Origin of the sequence: Microbacterium sp. CH1 (genome assembly GCF_001595495.1) — a bacterium.
In the GTDB taxonomy this organism is placed as follows: Bacteria; Actinomycetota; Actinomycetes; order Actinomycetales; family Microbacteriaceae; genus Microbacterium.
Genome location: NZ_LOSO01000011.1, coordinates 932,497 through 956,282, shown reverse-complemented (window position 1 = coordinate 956,282; position 23,786 = coordinate 932,497). Strand labels below are relative to the sequence as shown.

The 23,786-nt window shown below is 71.3% G+C and carries 24 protein-coding genes; 14 read left to right on the top strand and 10 right to left on the bottom strand.

Annotated features, from left to right (window positions below; all coding sequences use genetic code 11):
- Window positions 1–1,266, bottom strand: a 1,266-nt coding sequence (locus tag AUV07_RS17550) for a glycerophosphoryl diester phosphodiesterase membrane domain-containing protein (protein ID WP_062635139.1), incomplete at its 3' end; no start/stop codon positions are given.
- Window positions 1,267–1,361: 95 nt separating this feature from the next.
- Between AUV07_RS17550 and mtrA the strand changes: the two genes are divergently transcribed.
- From mtrA to hpf, 5 genes are all read left to right on the top strand, one after another.
- On the top strand, window positions 1,362–2,042 hold the full coding sequence (mtrA, locus tag AUV07_RS07995) for an MtrAB system response regulator MtrA (RefSeq protein ID WP_025103044.1): 681 nt from the start codon (window positions 1,362–1,364) through the stop codon (window positions 2,040–2,042).
- 7 nt (window positions 2,043–2,049) lie between these two features.
- On the top strand, window positions 2,050–3,729 hold the full coding sequence (gene mtrB, locus AUV07_RS07990) for an MtrAB system histidine kinase MtrB (RefSeq protein WP_062635138.1): 1,680 nt from the start codon (window positions 2,050–2,052) through the stop codon (window positions 3,727–3,729).
- Window positions 3,726–5,444, top strand: a complete 1,719-nt coding sequence (locus AUV07_RS07985; RefSeq protein ID WP_062635136.1) for an LpqB family beta-propeller domain-containing protein — start codon at window positions 3,726–3,728, stop codon at window positions 5,442–5,444. Before mtrB ends, AUV07_RS07985 begins: the two co-directional genes overlap by 4 nt.
- 91 nt (window positions 5,445–5,535) lie before the next feature.
- Entirely contained in the window at window positions 5,536–6,183 is a 648-nt protein-coding gene (locus AUV07_RS07980) for a ComF family protein (protein ID WP_062635134.1), read from the top strand.
- A 131-nt stretch (window positions 6,184–6,314) separates the two neighbouring features.
- On the top strand, window positions 6,315–6,971 hold the full coding sequence (gene hpf, locus AUV07_RS07975; RefSeq protein WP_025103048.1) for a ribosome hibernation-promoting factor, HPF/YfiA family: 657 nt from the start codon (window positions 6,315–6,317) through the stop codon (window positions 6,969–6,971).
- A gap of 64 nt (window positions 6,972–7,035) precedes the next feature.
- Here hpf and AUV07_RS07970 read toward each other — a convergent pair whose 3' ends face one another.
- Together AUV07_RS07970 and AUV07_RS07965 are read right to left on the bottom strand one after the other, a co-directional pair.
- Window positions 7,036–8,361 carry a hypothetical protein gene (locus tag AUV07_RS07970; protein WP_062635132.1) on the bottom strand — a complete coding sequence of 442 codons (1,326 nt, stop codon included), beginning with the start codon at window positions 8,359–8,361 and terminating at the stop codon, window positions 7,036–7,038.
- A gap of 80 nt (window positions 8,362–8,441) precedes the next feature.
- Window positions 8,442–9,074, bottom strand: a complete 633-nt coding sequence (locus AUV07_RS07965) for a PadR family transcriptional regulator (RefSeq protein ID WP_062635130.1) — start codon at window positions 9,072–9,074, stop codon at window positions 8,442–8,444.
- A 188-nt stretch (window positions 9,075–9,262) separates the two neighbouring features.
- Here AUV07_RS07965 and secA point away from each other — a divergent pair, with 188 nt between their 5' ends.
- Both secA and AUV07_RS07955 read left to right on the top strand, forming a co-directional pair.
- Entirely contained in the window at window positions 9,263–12,067 is a 2,805-nt protein-coding gene (gene secA / locus AUV07_RS07960; protein WP_062635258.1) for a preprotein translocase subunit SecA, read from the top strand.
- Between the two features lie 67 nt (window positions 12,068–12,134).
- Window positions 12,135–13,361 (top strand): pyridoxal phosphate-dependent aminotransferase, encoded by a 1,227-nt coding sequence (locus AUV07_RS07955; protein ID WP_062635128.1) that lies wholly within the window; start codon window positions 12,135–12,137, stop codon window positions 13,359–13,361.
- Here the strand turns inward: AUV07_RS07955 and AUV07_RS07950 are convergent.
- Together AUV07_RS07950 and AUV07_RS07945 are read right to left on the bottom strand one after the other, a co-directional pair.
- Window positions 13,252–14,532: an AAA family ATPase gene (locus AUV07_RS07950; RefSeq protein WP_062635126.1), complete on the bottom strand. Its 1,281-nt coding sequence runs from the start codon at window positions 14,530–14,532 to the stop codon at window positions 13,252–13,254. The genes AUV07_RS07955 and AUV07_RS07950 overlap by 110 nt on opposite strands.
- Entirely contained in the window at window positions 14,529–15,152 is a 624-nt protein-coding gene (locus tag AUV07_RS07945) for an SAF domain-containing protein (protein ID WP_062635124.1), read from the bottom strand. Before AUV07_RS07945 ends, AUV07_RS07950 begins: the two co-directional genes overlap by 4 nt.
- Window positions 15,153–15,251: 99 nt before the next feature.
- Between AUV07_RS07945 and AUV07_RS07940 the strand changes: the two genes are divergently transcribed.
- Complete coding sequence (locus tag AUV07_RS07940; protein WP_062635122.1) at window positions 15,252–15,530, top strand: helix-turn-helix domain-containing protein; 279 nt, start codon at window positions 15,252–15,254, stop codon at window positions 15,528–15,530.
- 4 nt (window positions 15,531–15,534) lie between these two features.
- On the opposite strand, the gene AUV07_RS07935 is transcribed toward AUV07_RS07940, so the two are convergent.
- Window positions 15,535–16,191, bottom strand: a complete 657-nt coding sequence (locus AUV07_RS07935; RefSeq protein WP_231868215.1) for a hypothetical protein — start codon at window positions 16,189–16,191, stop codon at window positions 15,535–15,537.
- 109 nt (window positions 16,192–16,300) lie between these two features.
- Between AUV07_RS07935 and AUV07_RS07930 the strand changes: the two genes are divergently transcribed.
- Both AUV07_RS07930 and AUV07_RS07925 read left to right on the top strand, forming a co-directional pair.
- Window positions 16,301–16,687, top strand: coding sequence for an Rv3235 family protein (locus AUV07_RS07930; RefSeq protein ID WP_062635120.1), 387 nt, complete (start codon window positions 16,301–16,303; stop codon window positions 16,685–16,687).
- 24 nt (window positions 16,688–16,711) lie between these two features.
- Window positions 16,712–18,196, top strand: coding sequence for a sensor histidine kinase (locus AUV07_RS07925; RefSeq protein WP_062635118.1), 1,485 nt, complete (start codon window positions 16,712–16,714; stop codon window positions 18,194–18,196).
- Between the two features lie 55 nt (window positions 18,197–18,251).
- Here AUV07_RS07925 and AUV07_RS07920 read toward each other — a convergent pair whose 3' ends face one another.
- Complete coding sequence (locus tag AUV07_RS07920) at window positions 18,252–18,500, bottom strand: WhiB family transcriptional regulator (protein ID WP_017203224.1); 249 nt, start codon at window positions 18,498–18,500, stop codon at window positions 18,252–18,254.
- Between the two features lie 230 nt (window positions 18,501–18,730).
- On the opposite strand from AUV07_RS07920, the gene AUV07_RS07915 reads away from it, so the two are divergent.
- Window positions 18,731–19,117 carry a hypothetical protein gene (locus AUV07_RS07915; RefSeq protein ID WP_062635116.1) on the top strand — a complete coding sequence of 129 codons (387 nt, stop codon included), beginning with the start codon at window positions 18,731–18,733 and terminating at the stop codon, window positions 19,115–19,117.
- A 15-nt stretch (window positions 19,118–19,132) separates the two neighbouring features.
- Here the strand turns inward: AUV07_RS07915 and bcp are convergent, their stop codons facing one another.
- Genes bcp through aroA form a run of 3 tightly spaced genes read right to left on the bottom strand, consistent with a single transcriptional unit; the run spans window position 19,133 to window position 22,006 of the window.
- Window positions 19,133–19,606 carry a thioredoxin-dependent thiol peroxidase gene (gene bcp / locus AUV07_RS07910; protein ID WP_062635114.1) on the bottom strand — a complete coding sequence of 158 codons (474 nt, stop codon included), beginning with the start codon at window positions 19,604–19,606 and terminating at the stop codon, window positions 19,133–19,135.
- Between the two features lie 9 nt (window positions 19,607–19,615).
- Complete coding sequence (gene rsgA, locus AUV07_RS07905; protein WP_062635112.1) at window positions 19,616–20,686, bottom strand: ribosome small subunit-dependent GTPase A; 1,071 nt, start codon at window positions 20,684–20,686, stop codon at window positions 19,616–19,618.
- Window positions 20,687–20,689: 3 nt separating this feature from the next.
- Window positions 20,690–22,006 (bottom strand): 3-phosphoshikimate 1-carboxyvinyltransferase, encoded by a 1,317-nt coding sequence (gene aroA / locus AUV07_RS07900; RefSeq protein WP_062635110.1) that lies wholly within the window; start codon window positions 22,004–22,006, stop codon window positions 20,690–20,692.
- 66 nt (window positions 22,007–22,072) lie between these two features.
- Between aroA and AUV07_RS07895 the strand changes: the two genes are divergently transcribed.
- From AUV07_RS07895 to AUV07_RS07885, 3 genes are all read left to right on the top strand, one after another.
- Window positions 22,073–22,735, top strand: a complete 663-nt coding sequence (locus tag AUV07_RS07895; protein ID WP_025103063.1) for a sigma-70 family RNA polymerase sigma factor — start codon at window positions 22,073–22,075, stop codon at window positions 22,733–22,735.
- Window positions 22,732–22,977: a zf-HC2 domain-containing protein gene (locus AUV07_RS07890; protein ID WP_062635108.1), complete on the top strand. Its 246-nt coding sequence runs from the start codon at window positions 22,732–22,734 to the stop codon at window positions 22,975–22,977. Before AUV07_RS07895 ends, AUV07_RS07890 begins: the two co-directional genes overlap by 4 nt.
- A 48-nt stretch (window positions 22,978–23,025) precedes the next feature.
- On the top strand, window positions 23,026–23,786 hold a 761-nt coding region (locus tag AUV07_RS07885), incomplete at its 3' end, for a GNAT family N-acetyltransferase (RefSeq protein WP_157523964.1).

The window sequence follows — 23,786 nt, the reverse complement described above, 5'->3', positions numbered from 1 at the left end:
CGGCGGGGCGAAGGAGGGAGGCGCGGGAGGCGCCGTCTGCGCACCCGGCGCCGGATACCCGGGAGCCCCGTATCCGGGAGCCCCGTATCCGGGGGCTCCGTATCCGGGGGCCCCGTACCCGGGAGCGCCGTATCCGGGGGCGCCGTACGCCTGCGTCATCATGACGTGCTCCGGCACCTGACGCGGCGGGGGAGCGCTGGTGACGGCCCGCGAGGGATCGACCGCGAAGGGATCGCCGAGCTGTTCCTCGGGGATGCCGAGGTCGCGGCGCTCGACATGGGAGAGGAGGGCCTGGTCGAGACCCTCGTACCGCATCCGGCAGTCGAGGTAGACGAGCACGCCGCCGGTGCTCTGCACGACGATGGCGATCGCCTGCAGGATCAGCAGGAGAACCTGCGGGGCGAGGAGAGCGAAGACGTACCCGACCACCGCGCTCGGCTCACTGGCGCCGGTGGGCGCGATGACGGTGCCGAGGAACGAGGAGAGCATGGCGGTCGGGAAGCTGACCACCTGCATCGCCAGGCCCATGATCAGGCTGATGAGGAAGGTCACGCCGAATGCGACCCAGAAGCGGCCGCGGGTCAGGCGCCAGGACCGCACGAACGCCTCGCGGAAGCGGGCGCGCTCCAGCACGAGGATCGACGGGACGAGCAGCAGCTTGGTCGACAGCCACACCGTGAGCGGGATCGCGGCCAGGCCCAGGAGGACCACGACGAGCACGACGATGCCGATCATCTCCGGGGTGCCGCCGAGGCCGCCGGCGATGAGCGCGCCGATGACGCCCGCGACGATGGCGAGGCCGCCGAAGAGGGCGAGCACCGAGAGGGAGGCGAATCCCGCGAGCCGCCAGAACGCCGGGGCCATCCGGCGCCACAGCATGCGCAGCGTGGCCTTGACGCCGACCGTGGCGTAGCCGACCTCGGCGGCCACGACGCCCTGCATGATCGCGGTGAACGCGATGGACGCGAGCCCGACGAGGAGTCCGGCGAGGAGGTTGATGGCGATCGTGCCGGCGAACACGGCCTCGAAGTCGGGGGAGGAGGGGGAGACCGTCTCCAACCGGGAGAACGTCGTGAACAGGACGACGCCCATCACCCCGGCCGTGGCGATGACCACGATGAGCTGGATGACGACAGCGAACCCGAACAGGACCTTGGGGTTGTGCCGCAGCGCCGCGAAGGCCTTGCCCAGCAGCATGCCGAAGGTCAGCGGGTGAAGGGGGATGATGCCCTTCCGGGGAGCTGGGGTCCACGTCTGGCCGCTCACGGGCCTCCCTCCGTCGTGCGCTCCCATCGTGTCATATCCTCGCGCTGAGGCGCAGACCTGCGGAGGGCGGGACTCGGTGCCATAAGGTAACAGTTATGACCTCACGCATCCTTGTGGTCGACGACGACACCGCGCTCGCCGAGATGATCGGCATCGTGCTGCGCACGGAGGGATTCGAGCCGGTGTTCTGCGCGGACGGCGCGCGCGCCGTCGACGAGTGGCGCGCGCAGCGTCCCGACCTGGTGCTCCTCGACCTGATGCTCCCCGGTATGGACGGCATCGAGATCTGCACGCGGATCCGCGCCGAGTCGGGGGTGCCGATCATCATGCTGACGGCACGCAGCGACACGGCCGACGTGGTGCGCGGTCTCGAGGTCGGTGCCGACGACTACATGGTCAAGCCGTTCAATCCCAAGGAGCTCGTGGCCCGCATCCGCACCCGGCTGCGGCCGACACCGCAGGCCTCCAGCGAGCAGCTGCGGATCGGCGACCTCACCGTCGACGTAGACGCGCACGAGGTGCGCCGCGGGACGACCCCGATCGCCCTCACGCCGCTGGAGTTCCAGCTCCTCGTGGCCCTCGCCTCCAAGCCGCAGCAGGTGTTCTCCCGCGAGATGCTCCTCGAACAGGTCTGGGGCTACCACTACAAGGCCGACACCCGGCTCGTGAACGTGCACGTGCAGCGCCTGCGAGCGAAGGTCGAGCTCGACCCGGACAACCCCAAGATCGTCATGACGGTCCGCGGCGTGGGCTACCGCGCCGGCAGCGTCACCTAGAGACCCCATGGCCGCGACGACAGCGACCACGGCCGTCGCCGTCCTCCGCGACTGGCGCGGCTGGCCGGACGTGCTGGCGGCGCTGTGGCGACGGTCGCTCCGCTTTCGCACCCTCGCGATCACCCTGGTCGCCACATCGCTGGCGATCTTCATCACCTGTGTCACGATGGCGCTCGTCATCCAGAACGACCTCTTCGTGTCGCGGAAGAACGTCGCGCTGGAGGATGCCCGCCGGGCGGTGGACCAGGCGCAGTCCCTGCTGGACGTGGCGGAGGTGGGCGACGACCCCGCGGCACTGACCGATCTGTGGAACGGCATCCCGGACACCCTCTCGCGCACGTCGAGCGCCGACCTGCTCGCCGGCTTCAAGATCCAGGACGGTTCAGGGACGGTCCGGCTCAACGGCTTCACCGCCGGGCTCACGCCGGATCTGCTGAGCCCCGAGCTGCAGGCCCGGGTCCGCGAGTTCGACGACCGGCAGGCCTGGCAATCCGTCGCCCTGCCTACGGAGGATGGCGGCGTCGTGCCGGGCATCGTCGTGGGGCAGCAGCTCCAGGTGCCGCAGGCCGGATCCTTCGAGATCTACTTCGCCTACGACCTCGCCGACGCCGACCAGACCCTCGTCTTCGTGCAGAGGACCCTGTGGATCGCCGGCATCGGTCTGGTGGCCATCGTCGCGGCCATCTCCTGGATCGTGTTGCGGACCGTGTCCACCCCGATCGTGCAGGCGGCGGAGACGAGCGCGCGGCTCGCGGCGGGCGATCTCGGCGTGCGGCTGGAGGTGCATGGCGAGGACGAGCTCGCGACCCTCGGCCGCTCCTTCAACGCGATGGCCGACAGCATCGAGGCGCAGATCAAGGAGCTCGGCGAGCTGTCCATGGTCCAGCAGCGCTTCGTGTCCGACGTCTCGCACGAGCTCAGGACCCCGCTGACGACGATCCGCCTCGCCGCCGACATGCTGAACGACCAGCGCGAGGAGTTCGATCCCACGACCGCACGCACCGCCGAGCTCCTGCACGCGCAGGTGCAGCGGTTCGACACGCTGCTGGCCGACCTGCTGGAGATCAGTCGCTATGACGCGGGGTCCGTGCAGCTCGAGCTGGAGGCGACGAGTCTCGCGCAGCTCGCGGAAGACGTCATCGAGCAGATGCGGCCGCTCGCGGAAGGCCACGGCACGGAGATCCGTCTCGTGGCGCCAGGCGGCTACTCGCCGGTGGACATGGACCCGCGACGCGTGCGGCGGGTGCTGCGCAACCTCATCGGCAACGCGATCGAGCACGGCGAGGGGCGCCCGGTGGTCGTCACGGTGGACAGCAACCAGCACGCGGTGGCGGCGGGTGTCCGCGACTTCGGGCTCGGCATGGACCCCGGAGACGCGGAGCGGGTGTTCGACAGGTTCTGGCGCGCGGACCCGTCGCGACAGCGCACCATCGGCGGCACGGGGCTCGGTCTGTCGATCGCCCTCGGCGACGCCACCCTCCACGGCGGGACCCTGGCGGTCTGGTCGGAGCTCGGTGTCGGATCGCACTTCGTGCTCACCGTCCCCCGCCACGACGGGGTGCTCGACGGACCCAGTCCGATCCCGGTGGAGCCGCAGGAGCCCCTCGCCGAGCTCGCCGATGCCACGCAGCCGATCTCCATCGCCGAGACGTACTCTGATCTCCTCGACGGGAAGGAGCAGTCATGAACACGCGCGCGTCACGTCGCCTCCTCCGCGCCGCCGCCGTGGCGGTCGTGGCCCTGCTGCTTCCGGCCTGCGCGGGGCTGCCGACGAGCGGAGACGTCGCGGTCGGTCTCGAGCTCGGCGAGTCGCCGGACGACGTCGACGTCCTCCCCGTCGCCTCCGGCCCCGTCGCAGGGGCGGGACCGGAGGAGATCGTGGAGGGCTTCCTCGAAGCGGGGATCACGACGTCGGACAACTGGGCCACGGCGCGCGAGTTCCTGGCCCCGTCGCTGCAGCGGAGCTGGCGCCCGTCGGCGGGCGTCTCCATCGATGCGGGAGCCGAGGCGCGGACCCTGACATCGAACCTGGCCGACGATCAGGTCGAGGACGCCGAGGAGGCCGAGGTGGAGGTGCTGCTCGAGCTGGTCGCGAGCGTCGACGACTCGGGGGAGTACAACGGCGCTCCCGGCGACTCGAGCGTGCCGTTCGCTCTGGCGCGCGACGAGGACGGCGAGTGGCGCATCACGCAGGCGCCGGATGGCGTCGTCATCGATGAGGCGCGGTTCCCGAACGTCTTCGAGGGCTATTCGCTGCAGTGGTTCGATGCGGGATGGTCCCGTCTGGTGCCCGACATGCGGTGGTTCCCTCGACGGCAGAGCCCGGCGACGACCGTGACCCAGGCACTCGTCAGCGGCACACCGGCGGACTGGCTCGACGCGGCGGTGCAGACCGCCTTCCCCGCCGATGTCCAGCTGGCCCAGGACGCGGTGCTGATCACCGCGCAGGTCGCCGAGGTGGCGCTGACCCGTCCTGCGGCGGGCCTGGACAAGACGACGCTCGCCCGGATGCGGACGCAGCTGCAGGCGACGCTGAAGACGGCAGGGGTGAACGTCACCGAGGTGCGTTTCAGCGTGGACGGCAGGGCGCTCGACGCGGGTGTCGTCGAGCTGTCGGGCACCACCGCCGAACCCGGGACGCTCGTGCTGAAGGGCGGGGCGTTCGGCCGGATCGTCGGTGATGAGATCGCCTCGATCCCGGCGATCAGCGCGCAGATCCAGGCCGTGCCGCAGCCGATCGCGGCGATCGACGTCGCCACGGACGACGCCACCGCGGCCCTTCAGCTCGGGGACGGCCATGTGTACCTCGTGGGCGAGGAGACGCTCGACGAGCTGGACGCGCGCCCCGGCCTCGTGCAGCCGTCGATCGATCCCTACGGCTACGTGTGGTCTGTCCCGGCAGGGGAGCCGCAGGCGGTGCAGGCCATCGGCGCCGACGTGGTCGCTCACACGATCGCCACGGCGTGGCCGAGCGCCTCCTCCATCTCGGATCTGCGGGTCGCGGCGGATGGCGCGCGGGTCGCGGCGGTCATCCTCGTGGGTGGCCAGCGCTGGGTGGTCGTCGCGTCCGTCGTGCGGGACGGCTCCGGAGTGCCGACGGAGCTCGGTGAGGTGCGTCAGCTCGTTCAGCTGAGCGAACCCTCGACGGGGCTCGTCTGGCTGGGACCGGACCGCCTGGCCGTGCTCACCGACTCGGCCACACCGCGCCTGATCGTGCAGCCCGTCGGTGGGCCGGGATCCGCGGAGACCGCGCCGAGCGATGCCAGCGCCGTCGCCGGCGCGCGGACCCCGGCCGGCGTGCGCATCCTTGACGCCTCAGGGCGGTTGTTCGCTCACGCCGGCTCTGCCTGGCGTGAGATCTCCGAGGGCGTATCCGTCCTGGCCACACGCGCCGGCGAGTGACCCCTCCTGCACCGATGCGGTTCGCGCCGAGGTGATCTCGCCTCGGCGCCACCGCGGCCGCCACTGACGAGCAACGCGGCAGGATTCCCTCATGGGGGGAACAAGCCGCTTCGACCGGGTCATCGCCGAGATCGGTGCGCTGCTGCTCGCGGCGCGCTGCCCCGGGTGCGCGTCTCCCGGCACGGTCCTCTGCGACGCCTGCCGGACGGCGCTCGAGCCGTCTCCGCGTGTCGTGCGGACCCCCGGTGGCTTGCTCGTCCGCGCAGCGCTTCCCCTGGAGGGTCCCGCCGCTTCGTGCATCCGGCGGCTGAAGGGGGAGGGGGAGACGCTCCTGGCCCGGCCGCTCGGCGCCGCGCTCGCCGCTGTGCTGACGCCCGCCCTCGTCGCCGGGGCCTGGGTGATCCCGGTGCCGACCTCGCGCGCCGCGTTCCGTCGCCGGGGCGCCCGCGTTCCGGAGCTCCTCGTCCGGCGCGCCGGAGCCGATCCGCAGCGCGTCCTGACCCTCACGCGCCGGGTGCGCGACCAGCGCGAGCTGGCCGCACCGGACCGCGCCGCGAACGTCCGCGGGGCGATGATCTCGCGGCGCCGGGGACACGGGGCCCCGGCGGTGGTCGTGGACGACGTGGTCACGACGGGAGCCACGCTCGACGAGGCGGTCCGGGCGCTCGTCGCCGCCGGATTCGTGGTCGTCGGGGCCGTCGCGCTCGCCGCCACGCCGAAGTCGCCGGAATCCGGATGAGGTTCATCGAAGACTCACCGGAGACACAGGGTCGAGGGCCGTGACATCCGCCGCGCGTCGGGCTACGGTGGGGTGTCACAAGGCGACCACGGTCCGCCCTTGGCCGGGTGGACCGGGACAAGGAGGCAGCAATGGAAACGAGCATCGTGGGCGTCGGAGTGGGCATCACCGATCGCTTCCGCACCGTCGTCGAAGAGAAGATCGCCAAGATCCAGACACTCGCCGCCAAGGCGCAACGCCTGGACGTGAAGGTCACGCACCGTGTGTACCGCAACGGGCGCATCCCGGACGAGACGGTCGAGCTGACGCTGGTCGGCAAGGGCCCCGTGGTCCGTGCCGAGGCCGTCGACGGCGACAAGTTCGTGGCTCTCGACCTCGCGATCGACAAGATGACGGAGCAGCTGCGCCGCGCGAAGGAGAAGCGCGTCGACGGACGACAGCATCCGCGCGGGCCGCACTTCGAGAAGGGCAGCGGTTCACTCGAGGGCATCGACGTGCAGCCGGCCTCCGCCGAGGTGCTGCACGCCGTCGCGACCGGCAGCATCCCGGTGCAGAGCGAGGAGGAGGAGGACTACTCGCCCGTCGTCATCCGCACGAAGAGCTTCGAGGCGGAGTGGATGACGGTGGAGGAGGCCGTCGACCGGATGGAGCTCGTCGGGCACGACTTCTTCCTCTTCGTCGATGCGCGCACCGACCACCCGAGCGTGGTCTACCGCCGCAAGGGCTGGGACTACGGTGTCATCGCTCTGAGCACGCAGGCTCCGCCCGCCGAGGCGCTCGCCTCCTGATATGACCGAGAACGGCCCGACCCCCGCGGGGGTCGGGCCGTTCTCGTGCGAAGACCGGACGGCGTCAGTCGAAGATGCCGTCGAGGATGCTGCCGATGACGAGCCCGCCGAGGATGCCGGAGGCGAGGTCGCCGCCGCCCATCCCGCCGCCGCGGCGCGGACCGCCGCCCCAGCCGCCGCCCCAGTCCTGATCCTGCGGGCGGGACGAGTCGATGTCGCGCTGCGCGAGCTGGAGGGCCTCCGCGGCGAGGTGCGCGACTCGGCGGGCCTGGGCGAGCGCCGCCTCCCGGGTCTCCTCGGCGGGAAGCAGGGCCGGGAGATCGACGCGGAGTCGTTCCGCCTCGGCGAGACGGGTGCGCGCATCGGCGCCGATCCATCCGCGATGCCCGGCGATGAGCCCGCGGGCGACGCCCAGCTGGCGGTCGGCGTCGTCGATCGCATGCTGGACCTGTGCGACGCTGGGGAGCGGATTCTCGGCGCGATGCCGGGCGGTGGCGATCGCGTCGTCGAGACCGGCGTTGGCTTCGCGCAGACGCGAGAGCTCGGCGAACGGGTCGTTGGGCTGGCCCGAGGGGGTGAGGGCGGCCAGGGCCGCCTGCAGCCGGGCGACGGCCTCCGCCACGGCGGGCGTGGACGGAGCGGTCCGGGCGGCGATGAGGTCGTTGCGGGAGTCGGCGATGACCTCGGCCAGGGTCGACTCGGCGCGCAGGGCCTCGATCTCGAAGTCCTCCACCGCGTCGAGCAGCGCAGCGGCGCGACGCGTCGCCTCGGTGGCCGTCTCCAGCGCGAGGTTCGCCTCCTCGTTCTGCTTCGCGGCGCGGCGGCGCTCCGAGATATCGGCGCTGTGGGTCGCGAAACGGATCAGCTGCTCCGCCTCGGCGGCACTGGCGGTGATCTGATGCATGGCGGAGTCGGAGTAGCGCGCGGACAGCCGGGACACCGTCTCGTCCGTCTGCGGGATGCGGGCGCTCAGCGCCTCGGCGTCCGCGCGGACCTGGGCGATGATCTCGGGCGCGCGCCGCACCTTCGCGACGGACTCCGCGAGCACGGTGGTCTTCTCGTCGAGGAGGTCCTGGGCCCAGTCGCAGAGCTGCAGGATGCGCGCGTTCCGCGTGCGCAGCTCCTCGTCGGTGTCCGGGATCTCGTCGTGGTTGAGCTGGTGGAGCTGGAAGGCCTCGCGCAGGTGCGTGCGCACCGACAGCAGCGCGGCCTTGAGGTCGGCGGTCAGGGACTCGCCGAGCTCGGCCTCCGCGAAGACGAGCTCGTCGGAGGTGGTGCGGATGCGCTCGTCGGCGGCGACGAGTGCCTGTTCCGCACGCCGGGCGAGGTCCGCGTCCTGTGCGGCGAGTTCTTCCTGTTCGCGTTTGCGTCTGCCCCAAAATCCAGCCATGTGCCGATCCTAGTTTCCCGGGCGCGTGCGCGGGCTGAGCATCCGCTCCAGGCGAACGGCGGGCATCGTCGGCCGGTGCGTCAGGCGGGGAGGGCGACGGGATCGCCGCCGGCGACGGGGGAGGGCGCCGCCTTCGCGGGGCGTCCTCGCTTGGGGCGTTCGGTGGTCAGCTCCAGGGCCATCTCGGGATGGGGGTGGTGCGCGAGTCGGGCCTCCGCCTGGTCGAGCCACCGGAGCTCGGCCTCCGCGGCGCAGACGAGCGAGTCGAGGACGAGCGACCACGCGAGATCCTCGGGGCTGCCGGCGGCGAGGCCGGGGGAGGGCGTGCGCCGCAGGTCCTCGAGGCGCTGCCGCGAGGCGTCCCGCTGGCTGCGGAGGATGGCGGCGGCATCGACTCCGGGCAGCGTGGCCGCGACGGCGAGCTTCACGGCGAGCTCCTCGCGCGTCGCGGGAGCGCGGAGCACGGGGGTGGTGAGCCAGCGTGCCGCCTCGGCGGAGCCCGCGGGCGTGATGCGCCAGTACACGTGACCGCGGTCGTCGGCCTCCCCGCGCTGGACCAGTCCGTCCCGCTCGAGCCGCTCCAGGGTGTTGTAGATCTGGCCGACGTTGAGGGGCCAGGTCGATCCGGTCCGGCGGTCGAACTCGTGGCGGAGCTGGTAGCCGTAGCAGGGGCCCTGGTCGAGGATGGCGAGCAGGCTCTGGCGTACGGACATGACCGGTCTCCCGAGGATGGCGGATGGAAAGCAGTGCCGAGTATATGCATACCCGGCAATTTCCCGGACGCGGCGCGGCGGACCCATGCAGGCGACGTGGAGGTCACAGGCCGGTAACATGGCAAAGTATGCCTGGCGCTCGCCTCACGGCGGCCGGCGAATGACCCAATGACAGGGAGATGACATCCGTGGCGAATCCTCTTGAGAAGCTGCTGCGTGCAGGTGAGGGGCGGATCATCCGCCGTCTGAACCAGGTGGTGAAGGCGGTGAACGCCCTCGAGGAGGACATCTCCCAGCTCACGGACGACGAGCTGCGCAACGAGACCGCCGAACTGCGCGCCCGCTACGAGAAGGGCGAGACGCTCGACCAGCTCATGCCCGAGGCCTTCGCCGCGGTGCGCGAGGCCGCCAAGCGGACGCTCGGCATGCGCGCCTACGACGTGCAGATCATGGGTGGTGCCGCCCTCCACCTCGGCAACATCGCCGAGATGAAGACCGGTGAGGGCAAGACGCTCGTCGCCACCTTCCCCGCCTACCTGAACGCGATCGCGGGCGAGGGCGTGCACGTCATCACGGTGAACGACTTCCTCGCGAGCTACCAGGCGGAGCTCATGGGCCGCGTCTACCGCGCCCTCGGCATGACGACGGGCATCATCGTCTCCGGTCAGACGCCCGCCGTGCGCCGCGAGCAGTACGCGGCCGACATCACCTACGGCACCAACAACGAGTTCGGCTTCGACTACCTCCGCGACAACATGGCCTGGCGCAAGGAGGATCTCGTCCAGCGCAAGCACTTCTTCGCGATCGTCGACGAGGTGGACTCCATCCTCATCGACGAGGCGCGCACGCCGCTCATCATCTCCGGGCCGTCGTCCGGGGAGGCGAACCGCTGGTTCGCGGAGTTCGCCAAGATCGCGCGCACCCTCGTGGCCGGCGAGGACTACGAGGTCGATGAGAAGAAGCGCACCGTCGGCGTCCTGGAGCCGGGCATCGAGAAGGTCGAGGACTACCTCGGCATCGACAACCTCTACGAGTCCGCCAACACGCCGCTCATCTCGTTCCTGAACAACTCGATCAAGGCACTCGCGCTGTTCAAGAAGGACACCGACTACGTCGTCATGAACGACGAGGTCATGATCGTCGACGAGCACACCGGACGCATCCTCGTCGGACGCCGCTACAACGAGGGCATCCACCAGGCGATCGAGGCGAAGGAGGGGGTGCCGGTCAAGGCCGAGAACCAGACCCTCGCCACCGTCACGCTGCAGAACTACTTCCGCCTCTACGACAAGCTCGCCGGCATGACCGGTACGGCCGAGACCGAGGCCGCCGAGTTCATGTCGACGTACAAGCTCGGCGTCATCCCGATCCCCACCAACAAGCCGATGATCCGCAAGGACCAGCCGGACCTGGTGTACAAGAACGAGGCGGCGAAGTTCGCGCAGGTCGTGGAGGACATCGCGGAGCGCCACGCCAGCGGGCAGCCGGTGCTCGTCGGAACCACCAGCGTCGAGAAGAGCGAGTACCTGTCGCGCCTGCTCGCCAAGAAGGGCGTCAAGCACGAGGTCCTGAACGCGAAGAATCACGCCCGTGAGGCGGAGATCGTCGCCCGCGCCGGCCGCCTCGGGGCCGTGACGGTCGCGACGAACATGGCCGGCCGAGGCACCGACATCATGCTCGGCGGAAACGCCGAGTTCCTCGCGGTGCAGGAGCTGAAGGCGAAGGGACTCGACCCGGTGGAGACGCCGGAGGAGTACGAGGTCGCGTGGGACGAGACCTACGAGACCATGAAGAAGGTGGTCGAGGAGGAGGCCGAGAAGGTCATCGAAGCCGGTGGGCTCTATGTGCTCGGCACCGAGCGCCACGAGTCGCGCCGCATCGACAACCAGCTGCGCGGTCGGTCCGGTCGTCAGGGCGACCCCGGCGAGAGCCGCTTCTACCTGAGCCTCACCGACGACCTCATGCGGCTGTTCCAGTCCGGCGCCGCTGAGGCGATCCTCGCCCGCACGAACTTCCCCGACGACGTGCCGATCGAGTCGGGTCTCGTGTCCCGGGCGATCCGCAGCGCCCAGTCGCAGGTCGAGGCCCGCAACGCCGAGATGCGCAAGAACGTCCTCAAGTACGACGACGTCCTCAACCGTCAGCGCGAGGCGATCTACGCCGACCGCCGCCACATCCTCCAGGGCGACGACATCGCCGATCGGGTGCAGCACTTCATCGAGGACGCGATCAGCGGCGTCGTGAAGGACCACACCGGCGAGGGCCACAACGAAAGCTGGGACTTCGACGCCCTCTGGACCGAGCTGAAGACCCTGTACCCGGTGAGCGTCACGATCGACGAGGTCGTGTCGGAGGCGGCAGGACGCAAGGGCGGCATCACCGCCGAGGGCCTGACGCGCGAGCTGCTGTCGGACGCGAAGATCGCTTACGAGAAGCGCGAGGAATCGCTGGGCGAGGCCGCGACCCGCGAGCTCGAGCGTCGCGTCGTCCTCCAGGTGCTCGACCGCCGCTGGCGCGACCACCTGTACGAGATGGACTATCTCAAGGACGGCATCGGCCTCCGGGCGATGGCGCAGCGCGATCCGCTCATCGAGTACCAGCGCGAGGGCTACGCGATGTTCCAGTCGATGATGGGCCAGATCAAGGAGGAGTCGGTCGGCTACCTCTACAACCTCGAGGTCGAGGTCCGCCGCGCCGGCGACGCCGAGACCACGGAGGTCGAAGCCAAGGGACTCGCGACCGACGGGGGAGAGCAGCGCCTGGAGTACTCGGCGGCGAACGACGCCGGCGAGGTCGAGGTCCGCAACGACCGCGGGCAGGTCCAGCAGGCCGCGACCGACCGCATGCGCCAGGCCGCGGCCCGGGCGCAGGCTCCCCAGCAGGCCGAGCCGGAGGAGGCTCCGCGCGGCGCCTTCGGGCAGCGCACGGAACAGGCCGCCCCGGCGGCGGGCAACCGCGAGCAGCGGCGCGCGCAGAGCAAGAAGAAGAAGTAGCCTTCGGGTGACGAGGAGGGCCAGTCCGTGCGGATTGGCCCTCTTGTCGTCCCTGTAGGCTTGATCGATGACACCATCGCGCACCTTCGACCAGTCGTCGAAGCTCAAGAACGTCCTGTACGAGATCCGCGGAAACGCCCTCGTCGAGGCGGCACGATTGGAAGCAGAGGGTCACCGGATCCTCAAGCTCAACACCGGCAACCCCGCGATCTTCGGCTTCGACGCCCCACACCAGATCGTGCATGACATGCTCGCCGCGCTCCCCACGGCCCACGGCTACAGCGACAGTAAGGGCATCATCTCCGCCCGGCGTGCCGTCGTGAGCCGGTACGAGGAGATCGACGGCTTCCCCCGTTTCGATCCCGACGACGTGTACCTCGGCAACGGCGTCTCCGAGCTGATCACCATGACCATGCAGGCGCTGCTGGACGAGGGGGACGAGGTCCTCATCCCTGCTCCCGACTACCCGCTCTGGACGGCCATGACGAGCCTCGCGGGCGGCACGCCCGTGCACTACCTCTGCGACGAGGAGCAGGGCTGGCAGCCCGACCTCGAGGACATCCGGTCCAAGATCACGCCGCGGACCAAGGCGCTCGTGATCATCAACCCGAACAACCCCACCGGCGTGGTCTACTCCCGGCAGGTGCTGGAGGGCCTCGTGCAGATCGCGCGCGAGCACCAGCTGCTCATCCTCTCCGACGAGATCTACGACCGCATCCTGTTCGACGACGCGGTGCACATCCCGACGGCGACCCTGGCTCCCGACCTGCTCTGCCTCACGTTCAACGGGCTCTCCAAGACGTACCGCGTGGCCGGCTACCGGTCCGGCTGGATGGTCGTCACGGGACCGCAGGACCACGCCAAGGGCTTCATCGAGGGCATCACGCTGCTGGCCTCGACCCGGCTCTGCCCGAACGTCCCGGCGCAGCACGCGGTGCAGGCGGCCCTCTCCGGTGTCCAGTCGATCGACGCCCTGATCGCCCCGACCGGCCGGCTCCACGAGCAGCGCGACATCGCCTGGGAGGGGCTGGAGGCCATCCCCGGCGTGTCCTGCGTGAAGCCCCAGGGTGCGCTCTACGCCTTCCCCCGACTGGACCCGAACGTGCACGAGATCCGCGACGACGCCAAGCTCGTCTACGATCTGCTGGTATCCGAGCACATCCTGCTCGTTCAGGGGACCGGCTTCAACTGGCCGACGCCGGATCACCTGCGCCTCGTGACCCTGCCAGAGCCGCGAGTGCTGAGCGAAGCCGTCGAGCGCCTCGGGAACTTCCTGTCGAGCTACCGGCAGTAGTCTCCGCGGGCACGGACGCATCGAGGTCGGCCGCCAGCCGGCGCACGGCGGCGACCATCGTCGAGCGCGGGGCGACGTCGGAGATCGGCCGCGCGTGGAGCAACGCCGCATCGACGGCACGACGGTCGTAGGGCAGGAAGACGACCTCGCTGAGGCCCGCGAACTGCTCCAGCGTGCGACGGATCTGACTCCGGGCGTCGAGGCCGAGGGGCCCCGGTCGCACCTGATTGACGACCACCGTCATCGGCGTCCGCTCCACGAGGCGGCGGACCTCGGCATGGTCGCGCAGGAAGCGGCCGATCCCCACGGGGTCGGCGGAAGCCACCGCCACGACGCGGTCCGCCGCGCTCAGCGCCGCGGTGGTCGCGGCGTGCCGACGCGGGCCGACGACATCGTAGGTGGCCTCGTCGTCGGCGTCGATCGCCGCGGAGACGTCGACGATCGTCTCGTCCCGCCAGGTGCGGCAGGCCTCGAGGGTCGCCCGTACCCGCGCATCCGACAGCTCCGGCCAGCGGCTCGGACGGTTGAGCCCGGCGAGCACGTCGACCTCGGTGCCGCCGGCGAGCAGCCGGACCGAGAGTCGGGTGAGCTCCGCGGGATCCAGCGCCCCGGTCTCCGCGCGGCGGCAGGCTCCAGCGAACCCCGGGGCGTCGTCGTCCATGCCCAGGAGCAGGGCGAGCGAGGGAGCCACGGTGTCCGCATCGGCCAGGGCCGTCCGCCGACCGCGACGGGCGAGCTCGACGGCGAGCTGGATCGCGACCGTCGACCGTCCGGGCGCCCCGTGCGGGCCCCAGACCGTCGTGATGCGCGCCGGGGAGTCCGGGAGCCGCCGAGCGTCGAGCACATCTGCGGACAGCGCCGCGGCGATCTCCCAGCCCGCCGCATCGGTGCCCAGCGGCGGGGCGAGCCCGAGCCGGGCCACCGCTCGGCTCTCCGGGTCGCCGAGCGTGAGGATGCGGACGCCCGCGCGGTCGCAGGCCGCGCGCAGCTCGGCCGTCAGCGTCTCCCTGGTCGCGGGTACCACCACCGCCTCCACGTCCGGCTGCAGGCGCGCGATGAGGGCGGCGGGCGCGGCGGACGGCAAGGCTATCCCCGTGATGCCTTCCCACTCCAGCTCCGCGACGAGCGCATGTACGCGGGGCGCGCCGACGGCCAGGAGGACGACGCTCACGATCCGGACCCGACAGGGACCACGGAGAGCGCCGCCCCGCCGGTGACCGCGCCCAGCACCGCGGCGACATCGCTGCGGTCGATCACGATCTCGACCTCCGCCGCCCCGTCGGCGAGGAGCCCGTCCGGTTCGAGGACGGTGCGGACGGCGACGTCCCCGACGAGGATGCGCGGCTCGTCGTAGGAGCGGCCGTCGTCGCGCAGCGGCGCCTGCCAGACCTCGACCTCCGTGCCGGTCGCCACATCCTCCGGGAGACCGACGCTGCTCTCGACGACGACCGTGGTCGTGCGGCTGCTCTCCGCTCCGGCCGTCGCCGACCGCGGCAGGAGCTCGCCCTTCGTCAGCGTGCGGGCCGCTATCCGCCCCGCGGCGAGCTGCTCCGGCCGGAGGTAGTCGTCGGAGACCGCCCCGAGCGCCACGTCGACGGTCTGGAAGTCGGAGGCACGGAGGACCTCGCCGCGGACGATCGTGCGCCGGGCCTGGAGCACGGGACTCGACTGGTCCGCAGCGGTGACGATGGACCAGACGCCGGCGACCGAGGCGAGCACGAGGACGATGCCGACCGCGAAGCGGAGGTCGCCCCGGAGGCGGCGACGGGGGGAGCGGAAGAGCGGGGCCATGGCGACATCGTCACAGAAACGCCGTCCGCGGCGACCGAGTTATCCACAAGGTCACGCCGCTCTCCGACATCGCGCGAGGTGGCCGCCCAGAATGAGGGCATGACACCCCCGCACCCGCAGACCCCCCGTTTCCTCGCGCCCGCCCAGGTCGCCGAGCTGCTGAGCATCGACGTCGACGAGGTGATCGCCCTCGTGCACGCTGGGCATCTGCGCGGCGCCCCGCTCGGGGCGCCCGCCCGGTGGCGCATCGAGGAGCCGAGCATCGAGGAGTATCTCGCCGCACAGACGGAGGAGGCGCGGCGCATGGCGCTGTGGCGACAGTCGCAGGCGGCCAGCTTCCCGGAGCTCTGGGGTCGTTCTGTCGCGCCCTTCGTGTGAGCGTTCAGATCGACGCGGTGCCGAGGACGCGCACCGCCGCGAGCGCGGCATACGGCACCATCCGGAAGCCGTGCACGGCATCTGCGCGGCGGGCAGCGCCGCTGTCGTGCTCGGCGAGATCCAGGTGATCGACGGCGGCACGGTCGATGGTGCCGTGCAGGTCGTCCCCGACCAGCAGCCGGAGCTGCACGGGGAGGCGACGCCGGGCGAGGTCGCGGAGCACGAAGCCCAACGTCATCCGCTCGCGCAGCGTCGGCGCGCCGGGGCTCTGGGCGGCGAGGCTCGCCAGCATCGCCCCGTGATCGACTGTGAGTCCGCGCACCGCCGCCACCGGGACCAGCAGGACGGCGCTCTGCAGCCGCGCGCCCTGCGGCACCCGGGGGAGGGCGGCCACCCAGTCCACCCCCAGGGACCGCAGCCCCACGGGCACCCGGGCGCCGTCGGCGAGGTGGAGGATCGCCTCGGCCTGGGCCGCACACAGGTGCCGCAGACGCGAGCGGAGATCGAGCCGGGCGATGCGGAGGCGCTCGGATTCGGCGTCGCGAGCGGCGCGTTCCGCCTCCCACTCCGCGGCGAGCTGCCCTTCTAGGCCGTCGAAGAGGGATTCCCAGTGCACCCGACCGAGCGTACGGCCGCGCGCCGCCGCACCCGAGTTATCCACATCGGCACTGTCGCGTACGGGTTGTCCACAGAGGTTCGCCGTCGTCCCCGCGCACGGTCCGCGGCGTGGTCTACTGACGTCTCGCCGACGCCTTCGAGGGGAGAACCCGATGATGCTGGCCGAGTTCTTCGGACCACAGCCCACCCCCGCCGATCAGCTTCCCGACCCCGCGCTCCTGGTCCGGACTCTCACGCGCGGCGCGCTCGAGGCGCTCGCCGGGGTCCGCGAGGTGGATCAGCTGGCGCGGTGGTTCAGCGAGGAGGCGTACCGCAGCCTCGTCACCCGTGCGAATCTCGCCGCTCGCGCCCGCAGCGCACGCGGGGTGCCGCCGGCCCGGCCGACCTTCGTCATCCGCACCGTGCGGGTGACCCATCCGCGTGACGGCATCGTCGAGGCGGTCGTCGTGGTAGCGGGGCCGGGGCGCACGCGCGCGGTGGCCCTCCGGCTGGAAGGGCTCGACCACCGGTGGCGCGCGACGTCGCTCGCCATCCTCTGAGGTGCGGGACTCTAGGCTGGGGAGGTGTCAACCCTCAGTGATCTCGCCCAGGCCCAGGGCCTTCTGACCGACGACGACGTGGAGTGGCTGCATCGGCTCGCCGGTGACGGACAGCTCCTCGCCGACCTCGCCTCCGCCGACATCGTCCTGTGGATCCAGACCGAGGACGGCTCGTTCATCGCCGTCGCGCACGCGCGGCCCAGTGGCGCGGCGACGCTGTTCTACCGCGACATCGTCGGCGAGCGCGTCCGGCCGCAGTGGCGGACGCAGGTGCAGGGCGCCTTCGAGTCCGCAGAGATCGTTGACTCCTCCTCGCCGGACTGGTTCGAGGAGACGCCAACGCGCGTGCGCGCGGTGCCGATCGTGATCGAGCGTCGCGGAGAGGACAAGACTCCCCGTGTGATCGGGGTGGTGACGCGGCATACGAACCTCGGCGAGGTGCGCACTCCCTCCCGTCAGCAGATCACCTTCGACGAGTGCGCCAACGACCTGTTCCGCATGATCGCCGACGGGAGCTTCCCCGACCTGGCTGCCCCGACGTCGCCCCGACGGGGCGCGCCCCGTGCGTCGGACGGCCTGATCCGCATCGATGTCGACGGCATCACGACGTTCGCGAGCCCGAACGCCCTCTCCGCGTTCAACCGGATGGGGTTCGACGACGAGCTGGAGGGGGAGTCCCTGGCCGAGGTGACGACCCGGCTCGTGCCGCCCTCCCGTCAGGTCGACGAGTCCCTGCCCGTCGTGGTGACGGGGCGCGCGCCGTGGCGCACCGACATCGAGGCGCGGGGGGTGACGGTCTCGCTGCGGGCGATCCCGCTGAAGGACCACGGCACGCGCATCGGAGCGATCGTGCTGTGCCGCGACGTCTCGGAGCTGCGCCACCAGGAGCAGGAGCTCATCACCAAGGACGCGACGATCCGCGAGATCCACCACCGGGTCAAGAACAACCTGCAGACGGTCGCCTCGCTGCTGCGGATCCAGGCGCGGCGGACGCACTCCGACGAGGCACGCGACGCCCTCACCCAGGCCATGCGCCGCGTGGACGCCATCGCCGTCGTGCACGACACGCTCGCACAGGGCCTCACGCAGAAGGTCGACTTCGACGAGGTCTTCCACCGGGTCCTCAAGCTCGTCGCCGAGGTCGCCTCGGCGCCGAACACCCGAGCGCGCACGCAGTCCACGGGGCGTTTCGGCGTGCTCCCCAGCGAGTACGCCACCCCGCTGGCGCTGGCGCTGACGGAGGTCGTGACGAACGCCGTCGAGCACGGTCTCGCCGGACAGGAGGGCGTCGTCACGATCGATGCCAAGCGCACGGAGGACAACCTCCGGGTGACGGTGCGCGACACCGGTCACGGGCTTCCCGAGGGTCGTGTGGGGCAGGGGCTGGGGACGCAGATCATCCGCACCCTCATCCAGGGTGAGCTCGGCGGCACCATCGACTGGCAGGGGAGCGAGGGCGAGGGCACCGAGGTGGTCATCGACATCCCGCTGCGCTGGCTGGAGCGCTGACCCCCATGCACGCAGAAGCGGCCTGAGACCGGGTCTCAGGCCGCTTCCGTGAATCTCAGGAGGCGCGGCGGGCGCGGGCCGCGCGACGCTTGAGAGCGCGGCGCTCGTCCTCGGAGAGGCCGCCCCAGACGCCGGAGTCCTGACTGGTCTCCAGAGCGTACTGCAGGCAGATCTCGGTGACCGTGCAGGTCGCGCAGACCGTCTTGGCCTTCTCGATCTGGTCGACGGCCGGGCCGGTGTTCCCGACGGGGAAGAACAGTTCGGGGTCGACGGTCAGGCAGGCGGCCTTGTCACGCCAGTCCATGGGGGCTCCTCGGTGTGGATTTCATGAGATGTCGCGATGCGACCTCTCGATTCGGGTGACGGTTCGGGTTCCGCTACCCTGTTGAGATACGGGCGGATGCCCGCTGATTGTGATGCGAACGTGAACGTTCGCCCCACGCCGCTGTGGGAGCACATGACTTCCTCTATTCTGTTACATGAATACCCTGAAATCAAGGGTTTTCTCGTCATTCGATCCCCGGGAGGACACCCGTGCGCGCACCGGGAATCGCCCGCGCCGCCGCCGCCGTCCTGGCGGTCGAAGCCGTCGCCCTGCTCGTGTTCGCCGCGCTCGAGATGGCCGGACTTGGGGCCGGGGACGCCGCGTCGCTGCCGACTGCCATCGCCCTCATCGTCCTGACGCTGATCGGCGCCGCCGCGCTCGTGGCCTTCGCGTTCGGCACCCGCGCCGGACGCTCCTGGGCGCGATCCGGCGGCGTGGTGTTCCAGGTCCTCGCGATCGCCCTGGCGCTCGGTGCCCTCACGCTGCCGCCCATCCCGTGGGCCTTCGTGCTCGGACTCGGTATCCCGGCCGTCGCGGGCCTCGCGCTCCTCATCGCGAGCGCGCGCCGCGAGGGGACCCGACGCGAAGCGGAGTGAGCGGGACTCGACCCGTCAGGCGTCGATGCCGAGCTGCTTGCGCAGCCGCGCGACGTGGCCCGTGGCCTTCACGTTGTACTGCGCGCTCGTGATGACGCCGTCCTCGTCGAGGACGAACGTCGAGCGGATCACGCCTTCGACGAGCTTGCCGTAGTTCATCTTCTCGCCCCAGGCGCCGTACGCCTCGTGCACCGCGTGGTCGGGGTCGCTGAGCAGCGGGAACGTGAGGCCGTCGCGGTCGCGGAAGGCGGCGAGCTTCGCCGGCTCGTCCCGCGAGACGCCGACGACCTGATACCCGGCGCCCTGCAGCGACGAGATGCTGTCGCGGAAGTCGCAGGCCTCCGTCGTGCACCCCGGCGTCATGGCGGCCGGGTAGAAGTACAGCACCGTCTTCGTGCCGCGGAGGTCGGCCAGGCGGACGGTTTTCCCGTCCTGGTCGAGCAGGGAGAAGTCGGGGGCGGCGGTTCCGGTTTCCAGGCGTTCGGTCACCCGTCCAGCCTATCGCCCGGGGGGCTGCTCCGCCTTGTCGGCGAAGGTCTGCAGGAGGCGCTGCAGGGAGTCCAGCCGGGCGCGCCCCGTCTCGCTCAGCTCGCCGCGCTCCGCCGCCTCGATGAGGGCGCAGTCCGGCGCGTCGGGGAGGTGGGTGCAGCCGCGCGGGCAGTCCTCGGCGATGACGGCGAGCTCGGTGAAGGCGGCGAGGATGTTCGCGGGGTCGACGTGCCCCAGGCCGAAGGAGCGGACGCCGGGGGTGTCGATGACCCAGCCGGAGCCGTCGGCGCTCTCGTAGCGCAGGGACACGGTGGAGGAGGAGGTGTGTCGCCCGCGGCCGGTGACCTGGTTCACGTGTCCGGTGGCGCGGCCCGCGGTCGGCACCAGGGCGTTCACCAACGTCGACTTGCCGACACCGGAGTGTCCGACGAACACCGTCGAGTGGCCGATGAGGGCAGCGCCGATCTCGTCGATGGGCATCTCGTCCTGTGCGCTCGTGAAGACCCGGAGATCGAGGCCCTCGAAGTGCGCGAGGAACGGCGCGGGGTCGGCGAGATCGGTCTTCGTCACGACGAGGAGGGGACGGATGCCGGCGTCCAGTGCGGCGACGAGGTAGCGGTCGACGAGCCGGGCGCGGGGCTCGGGGTCGGCCGCCGCGACGACGACGAGCATCTGGTCGGCGTTCGCGACGATCACCCGCTCGACCTCGTCGGTGTCGTCGGCGCTGCGGCGGAGGAGCGAGGTGCGCTCGACGATGCCCACGATCCGGCCGAGCGTGCCCTCGTCGCCCGAGGTGTCGCCGACGACGCGGGCCCGGTCGCCCGTGACGATCGGCGTGCGCCGCAGCTCTCGTGCGCGGGCAGCCGTGATCGAGCGCTCCTGCGGGGTGTCCTCGTCGAGGAGGACGGAGTACCGGCCCCGATCCACGCCGAGGACGCGGCCGATCTGCGCATCCTCGTGCGCAGGACGGCGTTTGGTGCGCGGCCGGTTGGCCTTCGGGTTCGGACGCGTGCGGATGCTGCTCTCGTCGTAGTCCTCGAAGTCGTCCTCGAGGTCGTCGGCGTCGTTCAGCCAGCTCACCCGTCAGCCTCGCAGCATCCGCTCCCAGAGCATCGTGAACTCCGGGAGGGTCTTGGCGGTGGTGCCGATGTCGTCGATGACCACGTCGGGGACGCGGAGGCCGATCAGCGCGCCGGTCGTCGCCATCCGGTGGTCGTGGTGCGCGGCCCAGGTGCCGCCCCGGAGCGGACCGGGAACGATGCGGATGCCGTCGGGGAGCTCCTCGGCGGTTCCGCCGAGCGCGCGCAGGTTCCCGACGAGCGCCGCGATCCGGTCGGTCTCGTGGAGACGGATGTGTCCGATGCCGCGGATGGTCGTGGGGCCGTCGGCGAAGGCGGCGAGACCGACGAGGGTCGGCGTCAGCTCGCTGGCGGCGGAGAGATCGAGATCGAGGCCGCGGATTCCGGAACCGGCCCGCACGGTGAGCACCCCGCCGTGACGGCTGACGTGCGCACCCGCCGCCTGCAGGATCTCGGGGAGCAGCGCGCCGGGCTGGGTCGAGTGCGCCGGCCAGCCGGTGATCGCGACGGAGCCTCCGGCGACGAGGGCCGCCGCGAGGAACGGGGCAGCGTTGGAGAGATCCGGCTCGATCGGGATCTCCTTGGCGCGGGGGACTCCGGCCTCCACCAGCCATTCGCCCACGGCGGGGCGCTCGATGCGGATGCCGCGGCGGCTCAGGGCCTCGATGGTCATGTCGATGTGCGGCAGGCTCGGCAGGCGCTCGCCCGTGTGCACGAGGTGCAGGCCCACGTCGAAGCGCGGAGCGGCGAGCAGCAGCCCGGACACGAACTGGCTGGACGCCGAGGCGTCGATCTCCACGCGACCGCCGCGGATGTGGCCGTGGCCGCGGATGGTGAACGGGAGGGCCCACGTGCCCTCGTCGTCGATGTCGACGCCGAGGTCGCGCAGGGCGCTGATGAGCCCGCCCATGGGCCGGTGCAGAGCCGTCTCGTGCGCGGTGAGGTGGACGTCCTGTTCCGCGAGGCCGGCCAGCGGCGCGATGAAGCGCATGACGGTCCCGGCCTGGCCGCAGTCGATCGTCGTGCCGCCGCGGAGCTTGCCCGGCGTGATCACGAGGTCGGGACCGAACTCATGACCGGCGTCGACCTCCTCGATGCCGACGCCGAGCGCGCGGAGGGCCTCCACCATGCGCTGCGAGTCGTCGGAGTGCAGCGGCGCGATCAGGCGGCCGGGGCCGTCCGCGATCGCCGCGATGAGGAGTTCGCGGTTCGTGAGGGACTTGGAGCCGGGGATCGTGAGCTCGGCGTGCACCGGGCCGTCGATCGTGGGCGCGGGGTAGGCGCCCTGCACACGGGTGGGGGAATACCTTTTGGCGCTCATCGGTTCTCACCTTAGTAAACGCAACGCCGTCCTCGTGAGAGGCGGCCCCCGTGCGAAGGGAAGAGGATGCCTGCGACGCTGGAACGCGAGGTGATCGACCTCAGCCGCCTAGACTGGCCGGTGATGGACGACACCGCAACCGCAGCCACCGTCGGCGACCCTCGGCGCGAGTTCGAGGAGCAGGCGCTCCCCTTCATGGATCAGCTCTACGCCGCCGCGATGCGCATGACGCGCAATCCCGCTGACGCCGCCGATCTCGTGCAGGAGACCTTCGTCAAGGCCTACGGCTCGTGGTCGACCTTCGCGCAGGGCACGAACCTCAAGGCGTGGCTCTACCGCATCCTCACCAACACGTACATCAACATCTACCGCAAACGGCAGCGCGAGCCGTTCCAGGGCACCATCGACGAGCTCGAGGACTGGCAGCTCGGCGGCGCGGAGTCGACGACGGCGTCGCACAGCCGGTCGGCGGAGGCGGAAGCCATCGACCGCATGCCGGCGTCGGTCGTGAAGGACGCGCTGCAGGCGGTTCCGGAGGACTTCCGGCTCGCGGTGTACCTCGCCGACGTCGAGGGCTTCGCGTACCAGGAGATCGCCGACATCATGAAGACCCCCATCGGCACCGTGATGAGCCGTCTGCACCGTGGCAGGCGGATGCTGCGGGAGCTGCTGGCCGACTACGCCGCGGAGCGGGGAATCGCCGCGGCTGACCCGAGGAGCAAGAAATGAGCGACTGCGGCTGCGACAAGGCCCGTCAGGATCTGGAGGAGTACCTCCGCAACGAGGTGTGCAAGACCGAGCACGCCGAGATCCGCGAGCACCTGGAGAACTGCCCGGCGTGCCGGGACGAGGCTCTGGTGGCGACGACCCTCACCGAGGTCATCGCCCGCGCCTGCAAGGAGACCGCTCCGGAGGAGCTGCGCGACCAGGTGTTCGCCCGGCTCCGCGAGGTCCAGGCCTCGCAGCACTGAGCGTGCCCGGGCGCACGGAGCGTCGGAGACCGCCCGTAGGCTGTGTGCATGGCCCTCATCGATGCGCGCGGGATCCCCGCTGACCAGACGTCCGTCGAACGCCTCGCGGGGGAGGGCCTCGAGTACCGGGTCCTCGATACGACGGATTCGACGCGCGTCGCCGCCTTCCAGAGGGCGATGGCCCGCGGGTTCCTCGGCGCCGACCCCTCGGAGGCGGCTCGTGAGCAGGGCGTGGGCACGCTGAGGAGCCGGCGCAACATCGGCGTCTACGAGCCCGACGCCCCGGCCGACCGCTTCCCGGTGGCGACCATCGACTCCTGGGTGACGCCGCTGACGATACCCGGCGGCGAGATCGGGATGTGGGCGATCAGCGGGGTCACCGTGGCCGGCACGCACCGCCGCCGTGGCATCGCGCGCGCCCTGCTGGAGGGCGAGCTGCGCGCCGCCGTCGATGCCGGCCTCCCCGTCGCGGGCCTCACGGTGTCCGAGGCGACGATCTACGGCCGGTACGGCTTCGGCTCCGCCGTCCCCGTGGCGCGGTTCACCGTGGACGTGCGCCGCGCCGGCTGGGCGGGCCCCGTCCCGGCCGGCCGCGTGGAGTACCTCGAGCGCGAGGAGCTCGCCGAGGCGCTGGCGGAGGCGCACGAGCGCGCCCGTACCGCGCGGTCCGGTCAGGTCCCGGGGTGGGCGGCCCGCTGGGCGGGCATCAGCGGGCTCGCGAGCACCGACACCGACCGGGATCGGGTGCGCGGCGTCCGCTATCGCGACGAGTCCGGTCAGGTGCGCGGCGTGATGGCCTTCCACCTCAG

Bases quoted from the DNA above. Each gene is read 5' to 3' on its own strand.
- mtrA (WP_025103044.1), top strand. From the start codon at position 1,362: ATGACCTCACGCATCCTTGTGGTCGACGACGACACCGCGCTCGCCGAG.
- mtrB (WP_062635138.1), top strand. From the start codon at position 2,050: ATGGCCGCGACGACAGCGACCACGGCCGTCGCCGTCCTCCGCGACTGG.
- AUV07_RS07985 (WP_062635136.1), top strand. From the start codon at position 3,726: ATGAACACGCGCGCGTCACGTCGCCTCCTCCGCGCCGCCGCCGTGGCG.
- AUV07_RS07980 (WP_062635134.1), top strand. From the start codon at position 5,536: ATGGGGGGAACAAGCCGCTTCGACCGGGTCATCGCCGAGATCGGTGCG.
- hpf (WP_025103048.1), top strand. From the start codon at position 6,315: ATGGAAACGAGCATCGTGGGCGTCGGAGTGGGCATCACCGATCGCTTC.
- AUV07_RS07970 (WP_062635132.1), bottom strand. From the start codon at position 8,361: ATGGCTGGATTTTGGGGCAGACGCAAACGCGAACAGGAAGAACTCGCC.
- AUV07_RS07965 (WP_062635130.1), bottom strand. From the start codon at position 9,074: ATGTCCGTACGCCAGAGCCTGCTCGCCATCCTCGACCAGGGCCCCTGC.
- AUV07_RS07955 (WP_062635128.1), top strand. From the start codon at position 12,135: ATGACACCATCGCGCACCTTCGACCAGTCGTCGAAGCTCAAGAACGTC.
- AUV07_RS07945 (WP_062635124.1), bottom strand. From the start codon at position 15,152: ATGGCCCCGCTCTTCCGCTCCCCCCGTCGCCGCCTCCGGGGCGACCTC.
- AUV07_RS07940 (WP_062635122.1), top strand. From the start codon at position 15,252: ATGACACCCCCGCACCCGCAGACCCCCCGTTTCCTCGCGCCCGCCCAG.
- AUV07_RS07930 (WP_062635120.1), top strand. From the start codon at position 16,301: ATGATGCTGGCCGAGTTCTTCGGACCACAGCCCACCCCCGCCGATCAG.
- AUV07_RS07920 (WP_017203224.1), bottom strand. From the start codon at position 18,500: ATGGACTGGCGTGACAAGGCCGCCTGCCTGACCGTCGACCCCGAACTG.
- aroA (WP_062635110.1), bottom strand. From the start codon at position 22,006: ATGAGCGCCAAAAGGTATTCCCCCACCCGTGTGCAGGGCGCCTACCCC.
- AUV07_RS07895 (WP_025103063.1), top strand. From the start codon at position 22,073: ATGCCTGCGACGCTGGAACGCGAGGTGATCGACCTCAGCCGCCTAGAC.
- AUV07_RS07890 (WP_062635108.1), top strand. From the start codon at position 22,732: ATGAGCGACTGCGGCTGCGACAAGGCCCGTCAGGATCTGGAGGAGTAC.